Origin of the sequence: Faecalibacterium sp. I2-3-92 (genome assembly GCF_023347315.1) — a bacterium.
GTDB lineage: Bacteria > Bacillota > Clostridia > Oscillospirales > Ruminococcaceae > Faecalibacterium > Faecalibacterium duncaniae.
Window position 1 is genome coordinate 1,432,192 of sequence record NZ_CP094470.1, and the last position, 18,716, is coordinate 1,450,907.

The following is an 18,716-nucleotide window of genomic DNA, read 5'->3' on the forward strand; positions in this document are numbered from 1 at the left end:
TAATCCATAAAATCAGGGAGGGCGCGGACGATGACCGTCTACATTTCCCCAAACCCCGGCAAGGCTATGGCCTACGGCATTTCCCAGCGTGCGGCGCAGATCCTGCTGACCCATGGGGCACAGGTGCTGATGCAGGACGGCCTGCAGGCCGAGTGCATGACCATGGGCGTGGAGTATCTGACCCAGAAGGAATGCCTGGAACGGACGGATGTCATCCTGACCATCGGAGGAGATGGCACCATCCTGCATGAAGCCAACCTCTCACTGGAATACAGAAAGCCCATTCTCGGCATCAATCTGGGCCGGTGCGGCTTTCTGGCTACCTGTGAGGTCGATGAAATGGAAGCCAAGCTCTCCGCCGTAGCCCGGGGTGAATATTTTCTGGATAACCGGATGCTGCTTTATGTCCGTGTGCTGGGGGATGACAGCTGGGAGGGCCATGCCCTGAATGATGTGGTTATGACCAAGGGCCGCCTGCAGCAGGCAGTGGATTTCAGCATCTATTGTGATGATATCCTGGTGGAGCATTACCGGGGCGATGGTGTCATTGTGGCAACGCCCACCGGCTCCACCGCTTATTCTCTGGCGGCAGGCGGGCCGATCCTTGATTCTCAGACCAAGGGCATCGTTGTCACACCCATCTGCCCCCACAGCCTTGCCAGCCCGGCCATGGTTTTTGCGCAGGAGCGCAAGATCAACCTCTGTGTGGGCCAGGTGGCAGATGAAGAAGTTTTTATCAGTTGTGATGGGAATGCGGGCTATTCCGTAAAAGCCGGAGCCACCGCGGAGGTGCGGCTGTCTGATCAGGTCGTGCAGCTCATCACCTTCAGCAAGGCCGACCAGTTCCAGGCCATTGACCAGAAACTGCGCGGCAGACGATGACACAAACACAACGAAGGGAGAAGATCACATGGGACGCACCAGCCGAGGGGATAACAAAAGCAAGCAGCAGCGGCAGCAGACCATCCTGCGTCTGATCCAGGAGAATCCCATCAGCCGACAGGAGACTCTGTTGGAGTACCTGAGCAAGGAAGGTTTTGATGCCACACAGGCGACCATTTCTCGCGATATCCGGGAGATGAACCTTGTCAAAGCTGCCACCACCACCGGCTACCGCTATGTTTCCAGCCACAGCGAGGCACTTAACCCCAAGATGCAGGCCCGGTTTGAGACCATCTTCCATGAATCTGTCCTAGGGGTGGACTTTGCGGGCCATGTGGTGCTGGTAAAGTGCTACTCTGGCATGGCCAATGCGGCCTGCGAGGTGTTTGACGCACTCAAGTGGAAAAATGTGGTCGGCACCCTTTCTGGTGACGATACCTTTCTGATCGTGGCCCGCTCAGAGCGGGACGCAAAGACCATTTGCACCGAGCTTGGGCATTACATCGGGCAGAAATAAAGGCAGGAGAGAACGAACATGTTGAGCAGTCTGCAAATTGAAAATGTTGCAGTCATCCAGAAGGCCAACGTGCATTTTGAGAAGGGCCTGAATGTCCTTACCGGCGAGACCGGTGCGGGCAAATCTATCCTGATCGACTCCATCAATGCCATTCTGGGCAACCGCACCTCCAAGGATCTGGTGCGCACGGGGGCTGCAAAAGCAGTCATCCGGGCGGCATTTGATGATGTTCCGCCTGCAGTGCTGGACAGCCTGGAAAAGGCAGGATATGAGCGCTCAGAAGCGCTGACCCTGAGCCGTGAGATCACTGCCGAGGGCAAGAGCACCTGCCGCATCAACGGAATGCCTGCCACAGCAGCCATTCTGCGGGAACTGTGCGGTGGGCTCATCAACATCAACGGCCAGCACGATTCCGTAGGCCTGTTGAACCCGGCCCGCCATGAGGGTATCCTGGATGCCTACGCCCAGAACGGGGCGGTGTATCAGGAGTATTATGCTGTTTACCGGGAGCTTATCAAGGTCAAAAAGGAGCTGGATGCCATCATCACCGATGAGGGTGAAAAACAGCGAAAGATCGATCTGCTGAGTTATCAGGTACAGGAGATCGAGGATGCCAGCCTGACCGCAGGCGAAGAGGAGACGCTGATGGCCCGCCGTAAGGTGCTGGCAAATGCCTCCACCATCCGGGAGCGCATCTCCCAGAGCTATGCGCTGCTTTCGGGCGGAGATGATGCCCCGGGTGCCGTTGATCTGCTGGGGGAAGCCTCCAATGCGATCGATGGAGCCGCCCAACTGGACAGCGGCCTTTCTGCTGCCGCCGGACAGCTGCTGGATCTTTATTACACCGCAAAAGACCTTTCTGCTGACCTGATCGGGCGGCTGGAGGGCTACGAGACGAATGATGCAGAGCTGGATGAGATCGAACAGCGGATGGATCTGATCTACAAGCTCAAGCGAAAATACGGTGATACTGTGGAAGATATCATCGCCTTTGGACAGCAGGCAAGGGAAGAGCTAGACCGCATCCAATTCTCTCAGGAGCGGACAGAGCACCTGCAGGCTGAAAAGCATCGGCTCTATGTACTGGCTCGGGATAAGGCCGAGGTACTGACCCAGACCCGCCTGAAGGCCTTTGAGGAATTGAACAGGCGCATCTCCGGCACACTGGATTTTTTGAACATGCCCGGTGTCCGCATGACCCTGCGCCATACCCGCGGCCCGTTGGCCAGCCATGGCCAGGACAGCGTGGAGTTTTATATTTCCACAAACCCCGGTGAGGATCCCAAGCCGCTGGCAAAAATCGCTTCCGGTGGTGAGCTGAGCCGTATCACGCTGGCAATCAAAAATGCCATGGCCGATAAGGACGCAGTGCCTACGGTCATCTACGATGAGATCGACAGCGGTGTGTCCGGCAAGGCAGCCAGCCGCATCGGTGAGGTGCTCAAACAGAGTGCAAAGGATCACCAGATCCTCTGCATCACCCACACAGCGCAGATCGCTGCACTGGCCGACTGCCATCTGCTCATCCAGAAGAATATCACGAATGAACGCACCTATACCGAGATCCACCCGCTGGATACCGAGGGCAGAGTGGACGCACTGGCGCATATCATTTCTGGTGACCATGTCACGGAGCTTTCCCGTGCCAATGCTCGAGAGATGCTGGGGCTGGCCGAGCATGAAACCGGTGATTGACAACCCTGCTGATTTGTGCTAAACTGATTTTTGTTGAAAGACGTTGAAGGGAACAAGTACCTTGTCAGTGTCTGCCCAGAGAGACCCCGGTTGGTGCAAGGGGTGTGCAGAACAGCAGGGGAAATACCTCCCGGAGTTGCAGGCTGAATGCTTTGGCTAGTAGGCTGTGCCGCGTGCGAGCGTTACAAACGCAGGAGTGTATCCCATCTCTGTGGGGCGCACTCGTGAGGCCGTTTCTGTGAGGGGGCGGCAAACAGAGGTGGTACCGCGATTTTTTCGCCCTCTGCCAAATTCATTTTTGGCAGGGGGCGTTTTCTTTTGTCCTCTGCCCGATAAAACAGGAGGATAATCCCATGACCCTTTACGAAGAACTGCAGGCTCGCGGTCTGGTGGCACAGATCACCGACAATGAGATCATTGACCTCATCAACAACGGCAAGGCCACTTTCTATATTGGCTTTGACTGCACTGCGGACAGCCTGACTGCAGGCCATTTTATGGCCCTGACCCTGATGAAGCGCTTGCAGATGGCTGGCAATAAGCCAATCGCCCTGATCGGCGGCGGTACCACCATGATCGGTGACCCCTCTGGCCGTACCGATATGCGCAAAATGCTGACCAAGGAGGATATTGCTCACAATGCAGCCTGCTTCAAGAAGCAGATGGAGAAGTTCATCGATTTTTCTGAGGGCAAGGCTCTGATGCTGAACAATGCCGACTGGCTGCTGAACCTGAATTATGTTGAGCTGCTGCGTGATGTGGGTGCCTGCTTCTCCGTCAACAACATGCTCCGCGCCAAGTGCTATGAGCAGCGCATGGAGAAGGGCTTGTCCTTCCTCGAGTTCAACTACATGATCATGCAGAGCTACGACTTCTACTACATGTTCCAGCACTACGGCTGCAACATGCAGTTCGGCGGCGATGACCAGTGGAGCAACATGCTGGGCGGCACTGAGCTGATCCGCCGCAAGCTGGGCAAGGATGCCTATGCGATGACCATCACTCTGCTGACCGATTCTCAGGGCAAGAAGATGGGCAAGACTGCAGGTAATGCGGTCTGGCTCGACCCCAACAAGACCAGTCCTTTTGAGTTCTACCAGTACTGGCGCAATGTCGGCGATGCTGATGTGATGAAGTGCATCCGGATGCTGACCTTCCTTCCGCTGGAGCAGATCGATGAGATGAGCACCTGGAAGGATCAGCGTCTGAACGAGGCCAAGGAGATCCTGGCCTACGAGTTGACCAAGATGGTGCACGGCGAGGAAGAGGCTGAGAAGGCCCAGAACGCTGCCCGTGCCCTGTTCAGCGGTGCTGCTGACACTGAGCACATGCCCTCCACTCAGTTGACCGAAGCGGATCTGACCGATGGCTCCATCGGCATTCTGACCCTCATGGTCAAGGCCGGTCTGGCCGCTTCCAACGGCGAGGCCCGCCGCCTGGTTGTGCAGGGCGGTGTCCTGGTGGATGGTGAAAAGGTAGCTGCTCCCACTGTCAGCTTTACCGCTGATCAGCTGAAGAACGGTATCGTCATCAAGAAGGGCAAGAAAATCTACCACAAAGTGACCCTGTAATCTTTTAGAACCAGCGTATGATAAAAGCCCGGCGACATCCGATTTTGGGATGCCGCCGGGCTTTTTACGTTTATGTGATATTCACAGAGAAGGGCAGCTTACAGCTCAAAGGCTTTCTTCAGCACATCGTAAGCTGAGTCCTCGTTCTCACTGCGCACCAGCAGAGAAATATCCAGATCGCTGGTGGTGATGAGCAGAACCTCGATGTCAGCCATGGCCAGTGCGTTCAGGGCCCGGGCAGCTACACCGCAGCTGGTGACCATGTCCTCACCAAAGAGGTTCAGCTTGGAGTAACCAACGCTGATCAGCGGGGAGGCCTTGGCATCCTTGTCAAGATTGGCGGCAGAGATGGCCTTCATCACCAGCGTCAGATCGCTGGCAGATGCGGTAAAGCTGAAATCGATGTTGGTACCGTGAGGGGCGCTCTGACTGATCATATCCACCACAACGCCGGTATCGGCAAAGATCTGCAGGTAGCGGGCCAGGCTGTTGCCCTTGAACTCCACATCCTGTACACTGATCATCATCAGGCTGGGCTCAATGTTGATTTTGGAAACACCATACATAATGAACACTCCAATCTGCCCCAAAGGGCTGCAAATTCAGGCGAGCGCCAAAAACGCGCTGTTGATGTTGGTCTGTAATACGTTCTGAATGTACTCTATCCCAAAGCTGGGGTAGGCGGCCCGGACACCGTGCGCCTGCGCCAGCTCCGGCGTATATTCCTGGAAGAGGTAGGTGCGGACATTGGATTTTCCTGCATCATAGTGGGTCACGGTGGGATGCAATTGCGGGGAAGCGACAGCGCAGTGAACGCTGCCATCCGGGTCAGTCGTCTTGTTCAGCTCCAGTGTCAGGATGGCACCGATGAGCTGATCCGGTTTGCTCTGGGTGCTGAGGAAATTTCCCAGGGAATAGGCCACAAAGGTCTGGCGGCCATCCACAGAGGTTTTCCACTCGGCATCCTGCACCACATGAGGGTGCGTGCCCAGAATAACATCCGCACCCCAGTCGGAAAGCTGCTGGGCGAGATCCCGCTGGGTCTGGGTGATTTTGTGACTGTCCTCCACGCCCCAGTGAACTCCCACCACCACAAAATCGGCCAGCTCACGCGCCCTGCGCACCTGCTGTTCCATCACATCCCGCTGGCTGGTGTAGATGACATTGGCCGTCATGGCACTGCTCTGCAGGATGCCATTGGTGTGGTCGGTGTAGGAGAGGTAGGCGATCGTCACACCGTTTACTGTCTGCAGGGGGATAGTACCATAATCGCTCTCTCCGTACCACAGGCCGGTCGTGACCACATCTTCCGGCATCTCGTCCCAGAACCGCAGCGTTGCTGCGATACCTTTGGCACCTTTATCGTAGGTGTGGTTGTTGGAAAGACTGAACACCCGGATGCCTGCCCGGTAAAGAGCCTCTGCGCATTCACCGGGGGTAGAAAAGCAGGGATAAGTGGAAGGCTCCAGTTCCTTGCTGCAGAGCGTTTCCTGGTTGATCCAGTTTACATCCTGCGCGGCATAAAAATCCAGCAGGTGCTCGTAGCAGTAGTCAAAATTATATCGCTGGCCTTCCGCTGCCCGGCGGGCTGCCTGTTTGTAGATGGGAGCATGGATCAGATTGTCCCCGGTGGCCGAAAAACGCAGTGTGGTTGTAACAGGCTGCGGTTCCGGTTCGGGCGGGGGAACGCTTTCAGCGGTCGAAGGCTCGTCCTCAAAGGGGCCAAGCACGATGCCAGGAGTCTGGAAGCGCCAGAAGCCAAAGCAGGCCAATGCCGCACCAGACACCAGCAGTACTCCCATCATCCTCAGAAAAACGGGTTTTCGTTTTCGCCGGTTCTGCAGTTCGTGCCGCGCATGTCGTTTCGTGGATGCAGCGTGTCTTGCCTGTTCCATTCCGTCAGCCCTCCTGCCGCTCAAAATGGTGGAAGACGCAGAGGCCTTACAGCTCTGCAATCATGTTACCCATATTGTACAGGCCCGGCTCTTTTTTGGCAAGATAGACAGCAGCATTTATTGCGCCATTTGCAAAAACACTGCGGGAATATGCAGTATGCTTGAGGGTGATGACCTCGTCCGGACCGCAGAACAGCACCTCGTGGTCGCCCACGATGCTACCTCCGCGCACAGAGCTGATGCCGATCTCCTTGGGGTCGCGCTTCTGGCACACAGAGGAACGGTCGTAAACATAATGATATGCGCCGTTATTCTCTTCGTTGATGGCATCGGCCAGCATCAGGGCAGTGCCGCTGGGGGCATCCAGCTTGTTGTGGTGGTGCTGCTCCACGATCTCCACATCATAGTCTGCCCCCAGAATGGCCGATGCACGCTTGCACAGCTCCGACAGCAGGTTGATGCCGATGGACATGTTGGCGCTCTTGAACACGGGCACAATGCGGGACAGCTGCACCACCTTCAGCTGCAGCTCTTCGGAAAGGCCAGTGGTGCAGACCACGATGGGCATCTTGTGTGCTTCGCAATAGGTCAGCGCTTTTTCCACAGCAGCAGGAGCGCTGAAATCAATGATGACATCGCCCTTGCCGTCCAGCTTATCCAGACTGTCGTATACGGGGATGCCGTTCTGCTCACCGTCCTGCTGGTCGATCCCGGCGACCACGCGGCAGTCACTCCGGTTTGCAATCATCTCGCAGAGGGCGTGGCCCATCCGGCCGCCAATGCCCTGAATGATAATATCCGTCATTTTTGTTTCCTCGTTTTCTGTTGTAACGGCAAATGCCCGGGAGAAACCATTTCCACCGGGCATTGTGCGTTGTTTCGTTTATTCCCGAATCAGACCTTCGGCCTCCAGTGCCTGCTCGATCTTCTCCTTGTGGGCATCACTGGGCTCGACCAGCGGCAGACGGCAGGGACCGGCCTCCCAGCCCAGCACATTCATGGCGTACTTGACAGGGATGGGATTTACTTCGCAGAAGAGTGCATCCGCCAAGGGCAGGATCTCCAGCTGCAGCTTGCAGGCAGTTTTGGGGTCGCCCTCAAACCATGCCTTGCAGCAGTTGTGCACCAGCTCAGGCTTGACATTGGAGACCACACTGATGACACCCTTGCCGCCCAGAGACAGCAGGGGAACCACCTGATCGTCGTTGCCAGAGTAGATGTTCAGCTCGTCGCCGCACAGCTGAGCGATCTTGGCCACCTGAGAGATGTTGCCCGAGGCCTCCTTGATGCCGTTGATAAGCGGATTCCGGCTCAGCTCCAGTGCTGTCTCGGGGGTGATGTTCAGGCCGGTACGGGAAGGCACATTATACAGGATAACAGGGATGCCGCCCGCCTCGGCCATAGCGGTAAAGTGAGCCACCAGACCTGCCTGCGTGGTCTTGTTGTAATAGGGGGTCACCAGCAGCAGGGCATCGGCACCGCAGGCAGCAGATTTTGCTGCCAGTGCACAGCCGTGATCGGTATCATTGGAACCAGCACCCGCAATAACAGGCACCCGGTGGTTGACCGTCTCGACCGTAAACTTGATGGCGGCCAGCTGCTCCTCATCGGTCATGGTAGAGCATTCGCCGGTAGTTCCGCAGATCACAATAGCATCGGTGCCCCGTGCGATCTGATCTTCAATGATGCGGCCCAGCTCATCAAAGTTGATGCTGCCATCTTCGTACATGGGGGTGATGATCGCCACCGCCGCGCCGGTAAAGACAGGATTCTTCATAGTATAAAACTCCTTTGTACGCTCCGTCAGGAACGTGTTGTTCAGTCAAAATAGCCCTTTGCTGCCAGCAGCTCAGCCAGCAGCACGGCACCGCCTGCAGCGCCGCGCAGGGTGTTGTGGCTCATGCAGGCGAACTTGTAGTCAAACAGGGTGTCCTCGCGCAGGCGGCCGATGCAGACAGCCATGCCGTTCTCTGTGTTGCGATCCAGTTTGGGCTGAGGACGATCGGGCTCAGTGAAGTAGTGCAGGAACTGCTTGGGTGCGCTGGGCAGGTTCAGCTCCTGTGCAGGGCCGCGGAAGTTAGCCCAGGCCTCGAGCATCTGCTCCTGGGTGGGCTTTTTGTCAAAGCTTACAAACACGGCGGCGGTGTGGCCGTCAGAAACGGGAACACGGAAGCACTGCGCAGTGATCGTGGGCTTCTCGGCGTTGACGATCTGATCGCCCTCGATGTGGCCCCACAGCTTCAGCGGCTCGCGCTCGCTCTTCTCTTCTTCGCCGCCGATGTAGGGGATGACGTTATCTACGATCTCGGGCATCCGGTCAAAGGTCTTGCCTGCACCGGAAATGGCCTGATAGGTGCAGACCAGAGCCTTGTTGACACCAAATTCCTTCATCAGAGGATGCAGGGCAGGCACGTAGCTCTGCAGGCTGCAGTTGGACTTGACCGCAATGAAGCCGCGCTTGGTGCCCAGACGCTTGCGCTGGGCAGGGATGATCTCAATGTGGTCCGCGTTGATCTCAGGCACGACCATGGGAACATCCGGGGTAAAGCGGTTTGCGCTGTTGTTGGAGACCACAGGGCACTCGGCCTTTGCGTAAGCCTCTTCCAGTGCCTTGATCTCGGCCTTGGGCATATTGACTGCGCAGAAGATGAAATCGACCTGAGAAGCGACCTCTTCCACCTTGGCGGCATCCAGCACGACCATCTTCTTGACGCTCTCGGGCATTGGAGTGGTCATTGCCCAGCGGCTGCCAACGGCCTCCTCATAGGTCTTGCCTGCGCTGCGGCCGGACGCGGCCAGCGTGGTCAGCTTGAACCAGGGATGATTCTCAAGCAGGGTCACAAAACGCTGCCCCACCATGCCCGTTGCACCAACGATACCAACTTTATACTGTTTTTCCATTTCCAGCACCTTTCCTTTCAATAAAAAGCAAATTTACATCGAACACGGCTTGCAAACAAGCCGACCTTGCAATATAATAGATACTGTTTATACAGATTTTATGATAACATTGATACGGCACTCGTGTCAATCATCGGAAAGGCAAATGCAAAGCATGTTAAAAAAAGATTTTTGGTATGATTTACCCAAAGAACTCATTGCACAGGAGCCTGCAGACCCCAGAGATTCGGCCCGGCTCATGGTTCTGAGCCAGAAGGACGACAGCATCCAGCACCGGATCTTCCGCGATCTGCCGGAATATCTTGAGCCGGGTGACCTGCTGGTGGTCAACAACTCCAAGGTGCTGCCCGCCCGCATCGTGGGGGTCAAACAGCCCACCGGTGCTGTGTGTGAGCTGCTGCTTCTGCGGCAGGTCAAGGGAGATCAGTGGGAGTGCCTGGCAAAGCCCGGCAAGCGGATGCAGCCCGGCACCAAGGTTAGTTTTGGTGACGGCACCCTGACCGCTGTGGTGGACGAAACGCTGGAGGATGGCAACAAGTTTGTTACATTCTATTATGACACCGAGACCCTTTATGAAAAACTGGATGAATTTGGCAAGATGCCGCTGCCGCCCTACATCACCAAGCAGTTGGAAGATCAGAGCCAGTATCAGACGGTCTATGCCAAGGAGCTGGGCAGCGCTGCTGCACCCACGGCAGGCCTGCACTTCACCCCGGAGCTGATGGATACCATCCGTTCCAAGGGTGTCGGAATTGCTGAGGTTACCCTGCATGTGGGTCTGGGAACCTTCCGCCCCGTGCAGGAGGACGAGATCACAGATCACAAGATGCACAGCGAGTGGTATTCCATCAGCGAGGAGACTGCTCAGCGCATCCGGGAAACCAAGGCCGCCGGGCACCGCGTGATCGCCGTTGGCACCACCAGCTGCCGCACGCTGGAAGCCGCCGCCGCAAAATATGGCGAGATCAAGGCCTGCAGCGGCAATACCTCTATTTTTCTCTACCCGGGTGTCAAGTTCAACTGCATCGATGGCCTGATCACCAACTTCCACCTGCCGGAAAGCACCCTCATCATGCTGGTCTCTGCCCTCTACGGCTACGAAAAGACCATGGCTGCCTATAAAGTTGCCGTAGAGGAAAAGTACCGCTTCTTTTCCTTCGGCGATGCGATGCTGATCCTGTGATCCCTCAGCACCCGCTTTCCCAAAAGCCCAAAACATTGCCGGAACCGTTTCGGCAGCTCGGTATCCACCACTTCTGAACCTGCCGCCTGCCCGGCGGCACAAGGCTGTACGGCTGTTTTCCGTACACAGAAAGGAAAAAACTTATGCCTTCTTTGACCACTTTTAAGCTGCTCAAGCAGGAGCACAACGCCCGGCGGGGTGAGTTCAAGACCGTGCACGGCACGGTGCAGACCCCTGCCTTCCAGAATGTTGCCACCGCCGGTGCCATCAAGGGCGGTCTGTCCGCGCAGGATCTGCAGCAGATCGGCACCCAGGTAATGCTCTGCAATACCTACCACCTGCATCTGCGCCCCGGTGATCAGCTGGTAGCCGATATGGGCGGCCTGCACAAGTTTACCCGCTGGAACGGCCCCATCCTGACCGACAGCGGCGGATTCCAGGTGTTCAGCCTGTCCAAGCTGCGTAAGATCACGGAGGAAGGCGTGACTTTTGCTTCCCATCTGGACGGCCACCGCATCTTTATGGGCCCTGAGGAGAGTATGCAGATCCAGGCAAACCTGGGTTCCACCATTGCAATGGCCTTTGATGAGTGTGTGGAGAATCCTGCCCAGCACGCGTACTCCAAAGCCAGCTGTGAGCGCACCACCCGCTGGCTCAAGCGCTGCAAGGCTGAGATGGCCCGTCTGAAGCAGGAGGGCAAGGCCACCAACCCTGACCAGCTGCTGTTCGGCATCAATCAGGGCTGCACCTTTGCTGACCTGCGTGTAGAGCACATGAAGCAGATCGCGGAGCTGGAGCTGGACGGCTACGCCATCGGCGGTCTGGCTGTGGGTGAGCCTGCTGAGGTGATGTACGAGATGATCAGTGAGGTGGAGCCTTATATGCCCAAGGATAAGATCCGCTATCTGATGGGTGTCGGCACCCCTGGCAACATGATCGAGGCTGTTTCCCGCGGCGTGGATCTGTTTGACTGCGTCATGCCCAGCCGCAATGCCCGCCATGGACACCTGAACACCTGGGGCGGCATCATCAATATCAAGAACGCAAAGTATGAGCGTGACGAGCGCCCCATTGACCCCACCTGTGGCTGCCCGGCCTGCCGGAACTACTCCCGTGCCTATATCCGCCACCTGTTCAAGGCAGAGGAACTGCTGGGCATGCGTCTGGCCGTTATGCACAACCTGTGGTTCTACAACCACCTGATGGAGCGTATCCGCGATGAGTTGGATGCAGGCACCTTTACCGCCTTCCATGACCGTTACGTCAAGCTGCTGGATACAAGAATTTGAGCTTTTTCATGCTTTTCCCTTGCAAGAGGGAGCAGAAGCGGTTATAATGAGTTTATCTGAATTTTGAGAGGAGACTTTGTCCCATGCAATTTCTGACTACTACCACTGAAAGCTATCTCAGCCTGTTCTTCACCTTGGCTCTGATGCTGGTCCTGCTCTACTTTATGATCTATCGTCCCCAGAAGAAGCAGGAGAAGAAGGATGCTGCTATGCGTGCAGCTCTGGAGATCGGTGATCAGGTCGTGACCATCGGCGGTATTGTTGGCCGTGTGGTCGCCATCAAGGATGACACCTTTGTTCTGGAGACCGGTTCCGACCGTGTGAAGATCCGCTTCACCAAGAATGCGATCAGCTCTGTTGAGAAGCTGAACATGGACAATGCTCCTGCCAACGCAAAGAAGTAATCTCTAAAAGCAAGGTCTTTTTTACCCGCCCCTCTGCATACAGTAGTGCAGGGAGGCGGGTTTTTATGTTGGAACAGAAGAAGTTACCCATCCTGGAAGCACTGGCCGCATTCGGCATTGGTGGGATATTCACCGCCGCCTGCATGGCTGGGCTGGCCTACCTGATGGCAAACCAGAGCCTTGCGCAGAGCACTGCCTGGCCCATGGTCAGTGCCATTGTCTGTGCCGGGAGCTTTTGCAGCGGCTGGCTCATGGCGTTTTTCTATCACAGCAGAGGCCTTATCTGCGGTGCTGTACAGGGCGGACTGTTTGTTCTGCTTCTGCTGGGGTTCGGTCTTTCGGAGGGCATTGAACCAACGGAAATGCAGCTGACCCGCTTTGCACTGGTATTCGTTTTTGGCTGTCTGGGCGGGGTGTTCAGCATCCTGCGTACAGAACGGCACCGGCATTGAGAATTTACAGCAGAAAAACAGGAGGACAGGGAAGTATGTGGGTCTATCAGGAAACGCCGGAAACCGCAGCGGCAAAAGCACTGCCCGAAGCGATCATGCCGACAGCACAGGAAGAGCAGCTAAAACAGAAGAACAGTGGAGTTCTTCCTGAGACAGCGCAGGAAGAAAGGCGATCCATCCCGGCAGCGTTCTCTGAGAGGTGCGGAAATACACCGGAGAGAGCCGCTGTGCGCCGAAGCAAGCTGAGCAGGGAAACCATCCTTCTGGCGGCGGCGTACCTTCTGGGAACCTTTCTGGCGGGTGTGGCGGCAGCGCGTTGTGTGGCAGGCGATGCTGAAACGCTTTCCTATTACCTGAACTGCTGGCAGAGCCTGTTTTCTGTGCAGGATGCCGCCGGGGCAGTGCGCCTGTTCCGAACGGAATTTCTCACTGTGGCAGGTGCGCTGACGGCAGTGCTGTTCCTGGGGCTTTCCGCCCTGGGGCCGCTGCCCATCTTCCTTTTTACGATGCTGTATGGGACAGGCTCCGGATTGCTTTCGTCCAGGCTGCTTGTGGATTTGAACCCACGGACAGCATTTGTGCTGCTCTGCGTCTGCGGTATCCCTGCATCCCTTGCGGCCGGAACGCTGTGCACGTTCGGCGCATCCGCACTGCAGGTAAGCGGAAAGCTCTGTTCAGCCGCCTTCGGGCGCGGAGGACAGGCCCCCAGCACAGGTGCGCTTTTGGGTCAGTTTGCCCGGATGCTGTTTCTGCTCCTGCCGCTTTGCGGTGCGGCAGTGGGGATGCTGTATCTGGCAGGGCAGGCAAAACTTATTTGAGCTGAAAAAAACTCTGGCAAAAGAGTTTGTGAAGCCTACGATAAGAATTGAATAGGGCAAATCATTACGAGATGGCTTTCTGCAAAGTTCCGGAATTGTTTTTGCGTAGGGAGTACTTGACAGGTATTCTCTTTTATGCTAAACTATCTATCGTTGCAGAACGCGTGCTACTGTGGCTCAGCTGGTAGAGCAGCTCACTCGTAATGAGCAGGTCGCCTGTTCGAATCAGGTCAGTAGCTCCAAAAGTCCTATGAATCTACGATGAATTTCGTCTGGTTTATAGGACTTTTTTGTTATTCTGTTTCTGTACAAAAAAGATTCTTGCATCGTTTTTGCATCTGTAATGTGATTGTTTGCAGATTTCAGAGAATATGGTACAATAAAGCCAATCATTTTGAGGAAGGAGCTGAACACAGCGCACAATGTACACGAACCATATCAACCCCGTTGCGCAGAAAAATCAGGATGCATTTTGCACGGCACTGTTTCAGCTTTTACTGAAAAAGCCGCTGGAAAAGATCTCCGTCACAGAGCTGTGTCACATGGCAGACCTCGACCGAACCACCTTTTACCGCAGCTTTGAATCAAAGGACGACGTGCTGGATTATTATCTCGACCGGCAGATGACCCTGCTTGCGGGGCAGCTGCCTGCGTACAGTACCCTGGAAAAAAACCTGACTGCACTGTTCCGCTGGACGTATGCGGAGCGAAAGAACCTTTGTGTCCTGATGGATTGCCATCTCACCAGCTTTTTCAGTGATGCGTTGAGCGAGAAGATCATCCTTGTTCTGATCTCCAACATCGAAGTCGGGGATGCAAGACAGTTTGTGCCATGGCCCGTTTCATTGCCGGGCGAAAATCGATACTTCCGCAACTCGTTCATCGGGGCATATATGGGTTTTTTCAACAGCTGGCGCTATGGAAACTTTGCAGAACGACCAGAGGATCTGGCCAAATGTATGGCTTCGTTCTATCTTCACTGAGGAGGGGTGAAACGGGATGGCGGACTTGCGGAAAGAGGAGTTGTTCCCAGCGGATGCATTTGGCTTGTTCTATCTGCAGATTACACGCATCCCCGGCGGATGGCACCGCCATGCAGAGTATGAGATCTTCTACCACATGCATAGCAAAATCCCCTCAGAGATTTCTGACAGCACTGTCAGAGCTCTGAGGGGATTTTGCGTGTCAAGAAACGGAGATCAGCTCTCGATCATTCCGTTTTCGTCCTTCGGAATAGGGAGTGCGATCAGGAGGTCAACCAGAGAAAATGCAAGGCCGAGACCGGTCCAGCCGACAAGCAGGTAGAAGATGCCCAGTTTCCAGCGGTGCTCCAGAAAGCGGTGTGCACCGCACCAGCCCAGAAAAACAGTAAGAGGACATAGATCCGCTTATCTACCTTGTGGCGGAGGCGGGTCTCCTCCCAGGGGATATCAGCGGAATTGCACAGGACAGGGGTCTCAGTCTTCGTCTTGGACATGGGTTTGAACTCCTTTGATTGGTCTGAAAACAACTCAAACCTGCCCACGGGGGGACAGGCCTTTTCGATTCTTAAAAGTCTGCCACGGCCCTTAAGAATCAAAGAAGCCGATCTCCAAGGCCTAATATATCAGTTTGTTCGATGATTGTCGTGTGTAAATCCTGTGCCGTTTACATTGTAAATCCTGCTGTTCTGTTTTTCGCTGCCAAGAAATCGAAGTCAAAGATGGACATTTTGCACAGTTCTTCTCCCTTTTTCACCCCACAAGATTGGTTTGATGCACCTTGTTTTATGATATGCAACAAAATGGCAAAATCTGTTGCACGATGTGCTAAAAAAACCGAAAAAGATTTGTGCGGCATTTTTTTAACAATTGTGATATATTACTTACAGTAAGGCTTGTATCCTACACAAAAAAGGAGATTTTTATGAAGGATATTTATATTTCCGGCTTTGCCGATGAGATCAGCTCTTCTTTTGATGAGCAGCTCAAGACAGTCCGTGAGCTTGGAATGCAGTACATCAGCCTGCGCAGTGCAGATAAGAAAGGGATCGCCGACTTTACCGTTGAGGAAGTCAAGACCGATCTGCTGCCCCGCCTGCAGGCCGCTGGTGTTGGCGTTTCCAGCCTGGGCAGTCCCATTGGCAAGGTCAAGATCGATGATGAAGAGGGCTTTGAAAAGCAGTGTGCTCAGTTGGAAACGCTGTGCGAGATCGCTAAGGTCCTGAATTGCAAGTACATCCGCATGTTCAGCTTCTTTATGCCGGAAGGCAAAGATCCTGCCGACTATCGTGACGCTGTCATCGAGAAGCTGCGCAAGTTCATTGCCATTGCTGAGAAGCACGACGTGATCCTGATGCACGAAAACGAGAAGGATATCTATGGTGATGTTCTTTCCCGCTGTGTTGACCTGATGCAGACGCTGAACAGCGCACACTTCAAGTCCGCATTCGACTTTGCAAACTTTGTACAGTGCGGCGAGGATACCGCCAAATGTTGGGATGCTCTCCGCCCGTACATTGTATATATCCACATCAAGGATGCCGTTTCTACCGACAAGGAGAATGTGCTCTGCGGCACCGGCGAGGGAAAGATTCCCGAGCTGCTGCACAAGGCCATCGTGGAAGAGGGTTATACCGGCTTCCTGACCCTGGAGCCGCATCTGGTGCTGTTTGACAGCCTGCAGAGCCTTGAGACCACGGATGCAAAGAACATCATCCGTGAGAACAAGTACAAAAACGGTGCTGAAGGTTACGCCGCACAGTATCACGCACTGTGCGATATTCTGGCAAAATTTTAACGTAACAGAAAAAAGGAGAAGATTCAAATGGAAAAGACTGAAGGAAAGATTCGTTATGGCCTGATCGGTATCGGTGCTCAGGGCGGCAGCTACGCTCGCTTCCTGACCAACGCTCCCGCTCCGTTCCCCGGCATGGTCTGCGCACCGTGCCCCGACAACTGCGCACTGGGCGCTCTGTGTGATATCGACCCCGAGAAGGAGAAGATGTGCAAGGAGCAGTACCCCGATGTGCCCTTCTTCAAGGATTGGAAGGATATGATCGCCAGCGGCACTGTTGATGCCATCATCACCACCGTTCCTCACTACCTGCACCACGAGATCTCCATCTACGCTATGGAGCATGGCATGAACGTTCTGTGCGAGAAGCCCGCCGGTGTCCGCAGCAAGGATGTTCAGAAGATGATTGCCTGCGCTAAGGCTCATCCCGAGGTTTCCTTCGGCATCATGTTCAACCAGCGTACCAACAAGCTGTATCAGAAGATCAAGGAGATCGTTGCCAGCGGTGAGCTGGGCGAGATCCGCCGCTCTCAGTGGATGATCAACTCCTGGTGGCGTCCTGACAGCTACTACCAGCAGAGCGCATGGCGTGCTACCTGGGGCGGCGAAGGCGGCGGTGTCCTGGTCAACCAGGCTCCCCATCAGCTCGACCTGTGGCAGTGGATCTGCGGTATCCCCGTGAAGGTCTTCTCCAAGAACATCAACGGCTGCCATCGTAACATCGGCGTTGAGAACGACGTGACCATGCTGGTCGAGTTCGCTAACGGTGCTACCGGCACCTTCACCACCTGCACCCACGATGCCATCGGCACCGATCGTCTGGAGATCGACCTGGACGGCGGCAAGATCGTTGTTGACAACAGCAAGACCGCTCATGTCTACCACTACATCGATAAGGAAGGCAACCCCTGCACTGAGGATTACCTGAACGAGCACATGAACATGATGGAAGTTGCCATGCTGACCAGCGGCAACGGTGCAGGCTCCAAGCTGTACACCGAAGAGACCTTTGAGAACAACGATGGCTGGGGCTTCCAGCACACCACCGTTATGCAGAACTTTGCTGCTCACATCCTGACCGGCAGCCCGCTGCTGGCTCCCGGCGAGGACGGCATCAACGGTGTCAACCTGGCAAACAGCAGCCAGCTGTCTGCATGGACCGGCCGCGAGGTCTCCAACCCCTGCGATCCCGAGGAGTATGCTGCTGAGCTGAACAAGCTGATCGAGGCTGAGGGCAAGTTCCCCGTCCGCGAGTAATCAGTATCCCTGAAAAAAGCAATGCCTGTTCCAGGCTTACAAGGAGTTGCGTTTCCATGAAAAGAGCTGCGATCATTGGCTGCGGCACCATCTTTCAGGTTCATCTGCCCATCATTGTGGCAAATCCTGAGATCGAACTGTGTGCCGTGTGCGATAACAATCCCGCTGCGCAGGAAAAGCTGCCTGCTGCAGCAAAGGCCGTGCCGTTCTATACGGACTATGAGGAGCTTCTGGAAAAGGAGCATCCCGATGTGGTACATCTCTGCCTGCCGCATTACCTGCATGTGCCCGTGTCGGAGTATTTTGCTTCCCACGGTGTAAATGTCTTCTGCGAGAAGCCGGTGGGTCTGAACACCGCACAGGCCAGGGAGTTTGTGGAATTTGAGGCTGCGCACCCTGAGGTCAAGATCGGCATCTGCCTGCAGAATCGTCTGAACCGCACCACCGTTGAACTGAAAAAGATCATCGATGGCGGCGAATATGGCAAGGTCATCGGCTGCCGCGGCTTTGTGCCCTGGTTCCGCGGCAAGGCTTACTATGACGAACAGCCCTGGCGCGGCCAGCTGAAAACTGCTGGCGGCGGCTGCATGATCAACCAGAGTGTTCACACGCTGGATCTGCTGTATTATCTGTGCGGCGACATCGATGCCATCCATGGCTCGGTGAATCAGCTGGCAGATTATGGCATTGAGGTCGAGGACACCGTAGCTGCCCGCCTGCACTTTGCTAATGGTGCAAACGGTGTGTTCTTTGCCACCAACTGTGATTACACCAACGAGAGCGTCCAGATCAAGGTTGCCTGTGAAAAGGCTTCCTTCCTGATCGAGGATGATGCCCTGTTCCGGATCGATGCAGATGGTGTGCGCACCAAGCTGTGTGAGAACGAGAAGCTGCCCGGTGCCAAGTTCTATTTTGGTGCTTCTCATGGCATCCTGATCAACAAGTTCTACCGCGCCATTGAGAACAACACAGACGATTACATCCATGTAAGAGATGCGGAAATGAGCATCCGGCTGATCGATGCCATCCATGCAAGCAGCAAGGCTGGCCATCCCGTTGCTCCGTGACCGCAAAACA

At 55.2% G+C, this 18,716-nt stretch carries 19 protein-coding genes, 1 tRNA gene and 1 other annotated feature; of the genes, 14 read left to right on the forward strand and 6 right to left on the reverse strand.

Features of this window, described 5'->3' with window-relative positions; genetic code table 11:
- Window positions 1-30: 30 nt before the first annotated feature.
- The 4 genes from MTP42_RS07010 (at window position 31) to tyrS (ending at window position 4,665) form a co-directional block, all read left to right on the forward strand.
- Window positions 31-882, forward strand: coding sequence for an NAD(+)/NADH kinase (locus MTP42_RS07010; RefSeq protein WP_097771968.1), 852 nt, complete (start codon window positions 31-33; stop codon window positions 880-882).
- 28 nt (window positions 883-910) lie between these two features.
- Entirely contained in the window at window positions 911-1,399 is a 489-nt protein-coding gene (locus MTP42_RS07015) for an arginine repressor (RefSeq protein ID WP_005934198.1), read from the forward strand.
- An 18-nt stretch (window positions 1,400-1,417) separates the two neighbouring features.
- Entirely contained in the window at window positions 1,418-3,094 is a 1,677-nt protein-coding gene (gene recN / locus MTP42_RS07020; protein ID WP_005934201.1) for a DNA repair protein RecN, read from the forward strand.
- Between the two features lie 34 nt (window positions 3,095-3,128).
- Window positions 3,129-3,381: a binding site (T-box leader), on the forward strand.
- 66 nt (window positions 3,382-3,447) lie between these two features.
- Window positions 3,448-4,665: a tyrosine--tRNA ligase gene (tyrS, locus tag MTP42_RS07025; RefSeq protein ID WP_097771118.1), complete on the forward strand. Its 1,218-nt coding sequence runs from the start codon at window positions 3,448-3,450 to the stop codon at window positions 4,663-4,665.
- A gap of 98 nt (window positions 4,666-4,763) precedes the next feature.
- On the opposite strand, the gene MTP42_RS07030 is transcribed toward tyrS, so the two are convergent.
- The 5 genes from MTP42_RS07030 to asd all read right to left on the reverse strand — a co-directional run bounded on the left by MTP42_RS07030 (window position 4,764) and on the right by asd (window position 9,461).
- Complete coding sequence (locus MTP42_RS07030) at window positions 4,764-5,231, reverse strand: ACT domain-containing protein (protein WP_097771119.1); 468 nt, start codon at window positions 5,229-5,231, stop codon at window positions 4,764-4,766.
- A 36-nt stretch (window positions 5,232-5,267) separates the two neighbouring features.
- On the reverse strand, window positions 5,268-6,470 hold the full coding sequence (locus tag MTP42_RS07035; protein WP_249258271.1) for a CapA family protein: 1,203 nt from the start codon (window positions 6,468-6,470) through the stop codon (window positions 5,268-5,270).
- A gap of 136 nt (window positions 6,471-6,606) precedes the next feature.
- Window positions 6,607-7,365, reverse strand: a complete 759-nt coding sequence (dapB, locus tag MTP42_RS07040; protein ID WP_249258272.1) for a 4-hydroxy-tetrahydrodipicolinate reductase — start codon at window positions 7,363-7,365, stop codon at window positions 6,607-6,609.
- A gap of 78 nt (window positions 7,366-7,443) precedes the next feature.
- Window positions 7,444-8,337: a 4-hydroxy-tetrahydrodipicolinate synthase gene (dapA, locus tag MTP42_RS07045; protein ID WP_117535394.1), complete on the reverse strand. Its 894-nt coding sequence runs from the start codon at window positions 8,335-8,337 to the stop codon at window positions 7,444-7,446.
- Window positions 8,338-8,378: 41 nt separating this feature from the next.
- On the reverse strand, window positions 8,379-9,461 hold the full coding sequence (asd, locus tag MTP42_RS07050) for an aspartate-semialdehyde dehydrogenase (RefSeq protein ID WP_097771963.1): 1,083 nt from the start codon (window positions 9,459-9,461) through the stop codon (window positions 8,379-8,381).
- A gap of 154 nt (window positions 9,462-9,615) precedes the next feature.
- Between asd and queA the strand changes: the two genes are divergently transcribed.
- The 7 genes from queA (at window position 9,616) to MTP42_RS07085 (ending at window position 14,590) form a co-directional block, all read left to right on the forward strand.
- Window positions 9,616-10,644 carry a tRNA preQ1(34) S-adenosylmethionine ribosyltransferase-isomerase QueA gene (gene queA, locus MTP42_RS07055; protein WP_097771258.1) on the forward strand — a complete coding sequence of 343 codons (1,029 nt, stop codon included), beginning with the start codon at window positions 9,616-9,618 and terminating at the stop codon, window positions 10,642-10,644.
- 143 nt (window positions 10,645-10,787) lie between these two features.
- Window positions 10,788-11,933: a tRNA guanosine(34) transglycosylase Tgt gene (gene tgt, locus MTP42_RS07060; protein WP_097771961.1), complete on the forward strand. Its 1,146-nt coding sequence runs from the start codon at window positions 10,788-10,790 to the stop codon at window positions 11,931-11,933.
- A gap of 83 nt (window positions 11,934-12,016) precedes the next feature.
- A complete protein-coding gene (yajC, locus tag MTP42_RS07065) occupies window positions 12,017-12,337 on the forward strand; it encodes a preprotein translocase subunit YajC (RefSeq protein WP_249258273.1) in 321 nt (106 codons plus the stop codon).
- A gap of 65 nt (window positions 12,338-12,402) precedes the next feature.
- Window positions 12,403-12,789, forward strand: coding sequence for a TIGR04086 family membrane protein (locus tag MTP42_RS07070; protein WP_005934226.1), 387 nt, complete (start codon window positions 12,403-12,405; stop codon window positions 12,787-12,789).
- A 35-nt stretch (window positions 12,790-12,824) separates the two neighbouring features.
- Window positions 12,825-13,607 (forward strand): hypothetical protein, encoded by a 783-nt coding sequence (locus MTP42_RS07075; RefSeq protein ID WP_249258274.1) that lies wholly within the window; start codon window positions 12,825-12,827, stop codon window positions 13,605-13,607.
- Window positions 13,608-13,773: 166 nt separating this feature from the next.
- Window positions 13,774-13,849: transfer RNA gene (locus MTP42_RS07080), tRNA-Thr, on the forward strand.
- Window positions 13,850-14,029: 180 nt separating this feature from the next.
- Entirely contained in the window at window positions 14,030-14,590 is a 561-nt protein-coding gene (locus MTP42_RS07085; RefSeq protein ID WP_098922354.1) for a TetR/AcrR family transcriptional regulator, read from the forward strand.
- A 216-nt stretch (window positions 14,591-14,806) separates the two neighbouring features.
- Here the strand turns inward: MTP42_RS07085 and MTP42_RS14740 are convergent, their stop codons facing one another.
- A complete protein-coding gene (locus tag MTP42_RS14740) occupies window positions 14,807-14,968 on the reverse strand; it encodes an NINE protein (RefSeq protein ID WP_442899465.1) in 162 nt (53 codons plus the stop codon).
- 544 nt (window positions 14,969-15,512) lie between these two features.
- Between MTP42_RS14740 and MTP42_RS07095 the strand changes: the two genes are divergently transcribed.
- Genes MTP42_RS07095 through MTP42_RS07105 form a run of 3 tightly spaced genes read left to right on the forward strand, consistent with a single transcriptional unit; the run spans window position 15,513 to window position 18,706 of the window.
- Entirely contained in the window at window positions 15,513-16,385 is an 873-nt protein-coding gene (locus MTP42_RS07095) for a sugar phosphate isomerase/epimerase family protein (protein WP_005934239.1), read from the forward strand.
- Between the two features lie 27 nt (window positions 16,386-16,412).
- Window positions 16,413-17,639: a Gfo/Idh/MocA family protein gene (locus tag MTP42_RS07100; protein WP_005934242.1), complete on the forward strand. Its 1,227-nt coding sequence runs from the start codon at window positions 16,413-16,415 to the stop codon at window positions 17,637-17,639.
- Window positions 17,640-17,695: 56 nt separating this feature from the next.
- Window positions 17,696-18,706: a Gfo/Idh/MocA family protein gene (locus tag MTP42_RS07105; protein ID WP_249258276.1), complete on the forward strand. Its 1,011-nt coding sequence runs from the start codon at window positions 17,696-17,698 to the stop codon at window positions 18,704-18,706.
- Window positions 18,707-18,716 lie beyond the last annotated feature (10 nt).

Excerpts from the sequence above, each read along its gene's own strand:
- MTP42_RS07010 (WP_097771968.1), top strand. The coding sequence starts at position 31 with ATGACCGTCTACATTTCCCCAAACCCCGGCAAGGCTATGGCCTACGGC.
- MTP42_RS07015 (WP_005934198.1), top strand. The coding sequence starts at position 911 with ATGGGACGCACCAGCCGAGGGGATAACAAAAGCAAGCAGCAGCGGCAG.
- recN (WP_005934201.1), top strand. The coding sequence starts at position 1,418 with ATGTTGAGCAGTCTGCAAATTGAAAATGTTGCAGTCATCCAGAAGGCC.
- tyrS (WP_097771118.1), top strand. The coding sequence starts at position 3,448 with ATGACCCTTTACGAAGAACTGCAGGCTCGCGGTCTGGTGGCACAGATC.
- MTP42_RS07030 (WP_097771119.1), bottom strand. The coding sequence starts at position 5,231 with ATGTATGGTGTTTCCAAAATCAACATTGAGCCCAGCCTGATGATGATC.
- MTP42_RS07035 (WP_249258271.1), bottom strand. The coding sequence starts at position 6,470 with ATGATGGGAGTACTGCTGGTGTCTGGTGCGGCATTGGCCTGCTTTGGC.
- dapB (WP_249258272.1), bottom strand. The coding sequence starts at position 7,365 with ATGACGGATATTATCATTCAGGGCATTGGCGGCCGGATGGGCCACGCC.
- dapA (WP_117535394.1), bottom strand. The coding sequence starts at position 8,337 with ATGAAGAATCCTGTCTTTACCGGCGCGGCGGTGGCGATCATCACCCCC.
- asd (WP_097771963.1), bottom strand. The coding sequence starts at position 9,461 with ATGGAAAAACAGTATAAAGTTGGTATCGTTGGTGCAACGGGCATGGTG.
- queA (WP_097771258.1), top strand. The coding sequence starts at position 9,616 with ATGTTAAAAAAAGATTTTTGGTATGATTTACCCAAAGAACTCATTGCA.
- tgt (WP_097771961.1), top strand. The coding sequence starts at position 10,788 with ATGCCTTCTTTGACCACTTTTAAGCTGCTCAAGCAGGAGCACAACGCC.
- yajC (WP_249258273.1), top strand. The coding sequence starts at position 12,017 with ATGCAATTTCTGACTACTACCACTGAAAGCTATCTCAGCCTGTTCTTC.
- MTP42_RS07070 (WP_005934226.1), top strand. The coding sequence starts at position 12,403 with ATGTTGGAACAGAAGAAGTTACCCATCCTGGAAGCACTGGCCGCATTC.
- MTP42_RS07075 (WP_249258274.1), top strand. The coding sequence starts at position 12,825 with ATGTGGGTCTATCAGGAAACGCCGGAAACCGCAGCGGCAAAAGCACTG.
- MTP42_RS07085 (WP_098922354.1), top strand. The coding sequence starts at position 14,030 with ATGTACACGAACCATATCAACCCCGTTGCGCAGAAAAATCAGGATGCA.
- MTP42_RS07095 (WP_005934239.1), top strand. The coding sequence starts at position 15,513 with ATGAAGGATATTTATATTTCCGGCTTTGCCGATGAGATCAGCTCTTCT.
- MTP42_RS07100 (WP_005934242.1), top strand. The coding sequence starts at position 16,413 with ATGGAAAAGACTGAAGGAAAGATTCGTTATGGCCTGATCGGTATCGGT.
- MTP42_RS07105 (WP_249258276.1), top strand. The coding sequence starts at position 17,696 with ATGAAAAGAGCTGCGATCATTGGCTGCGGCACCATCTTTCAGGTTCAT.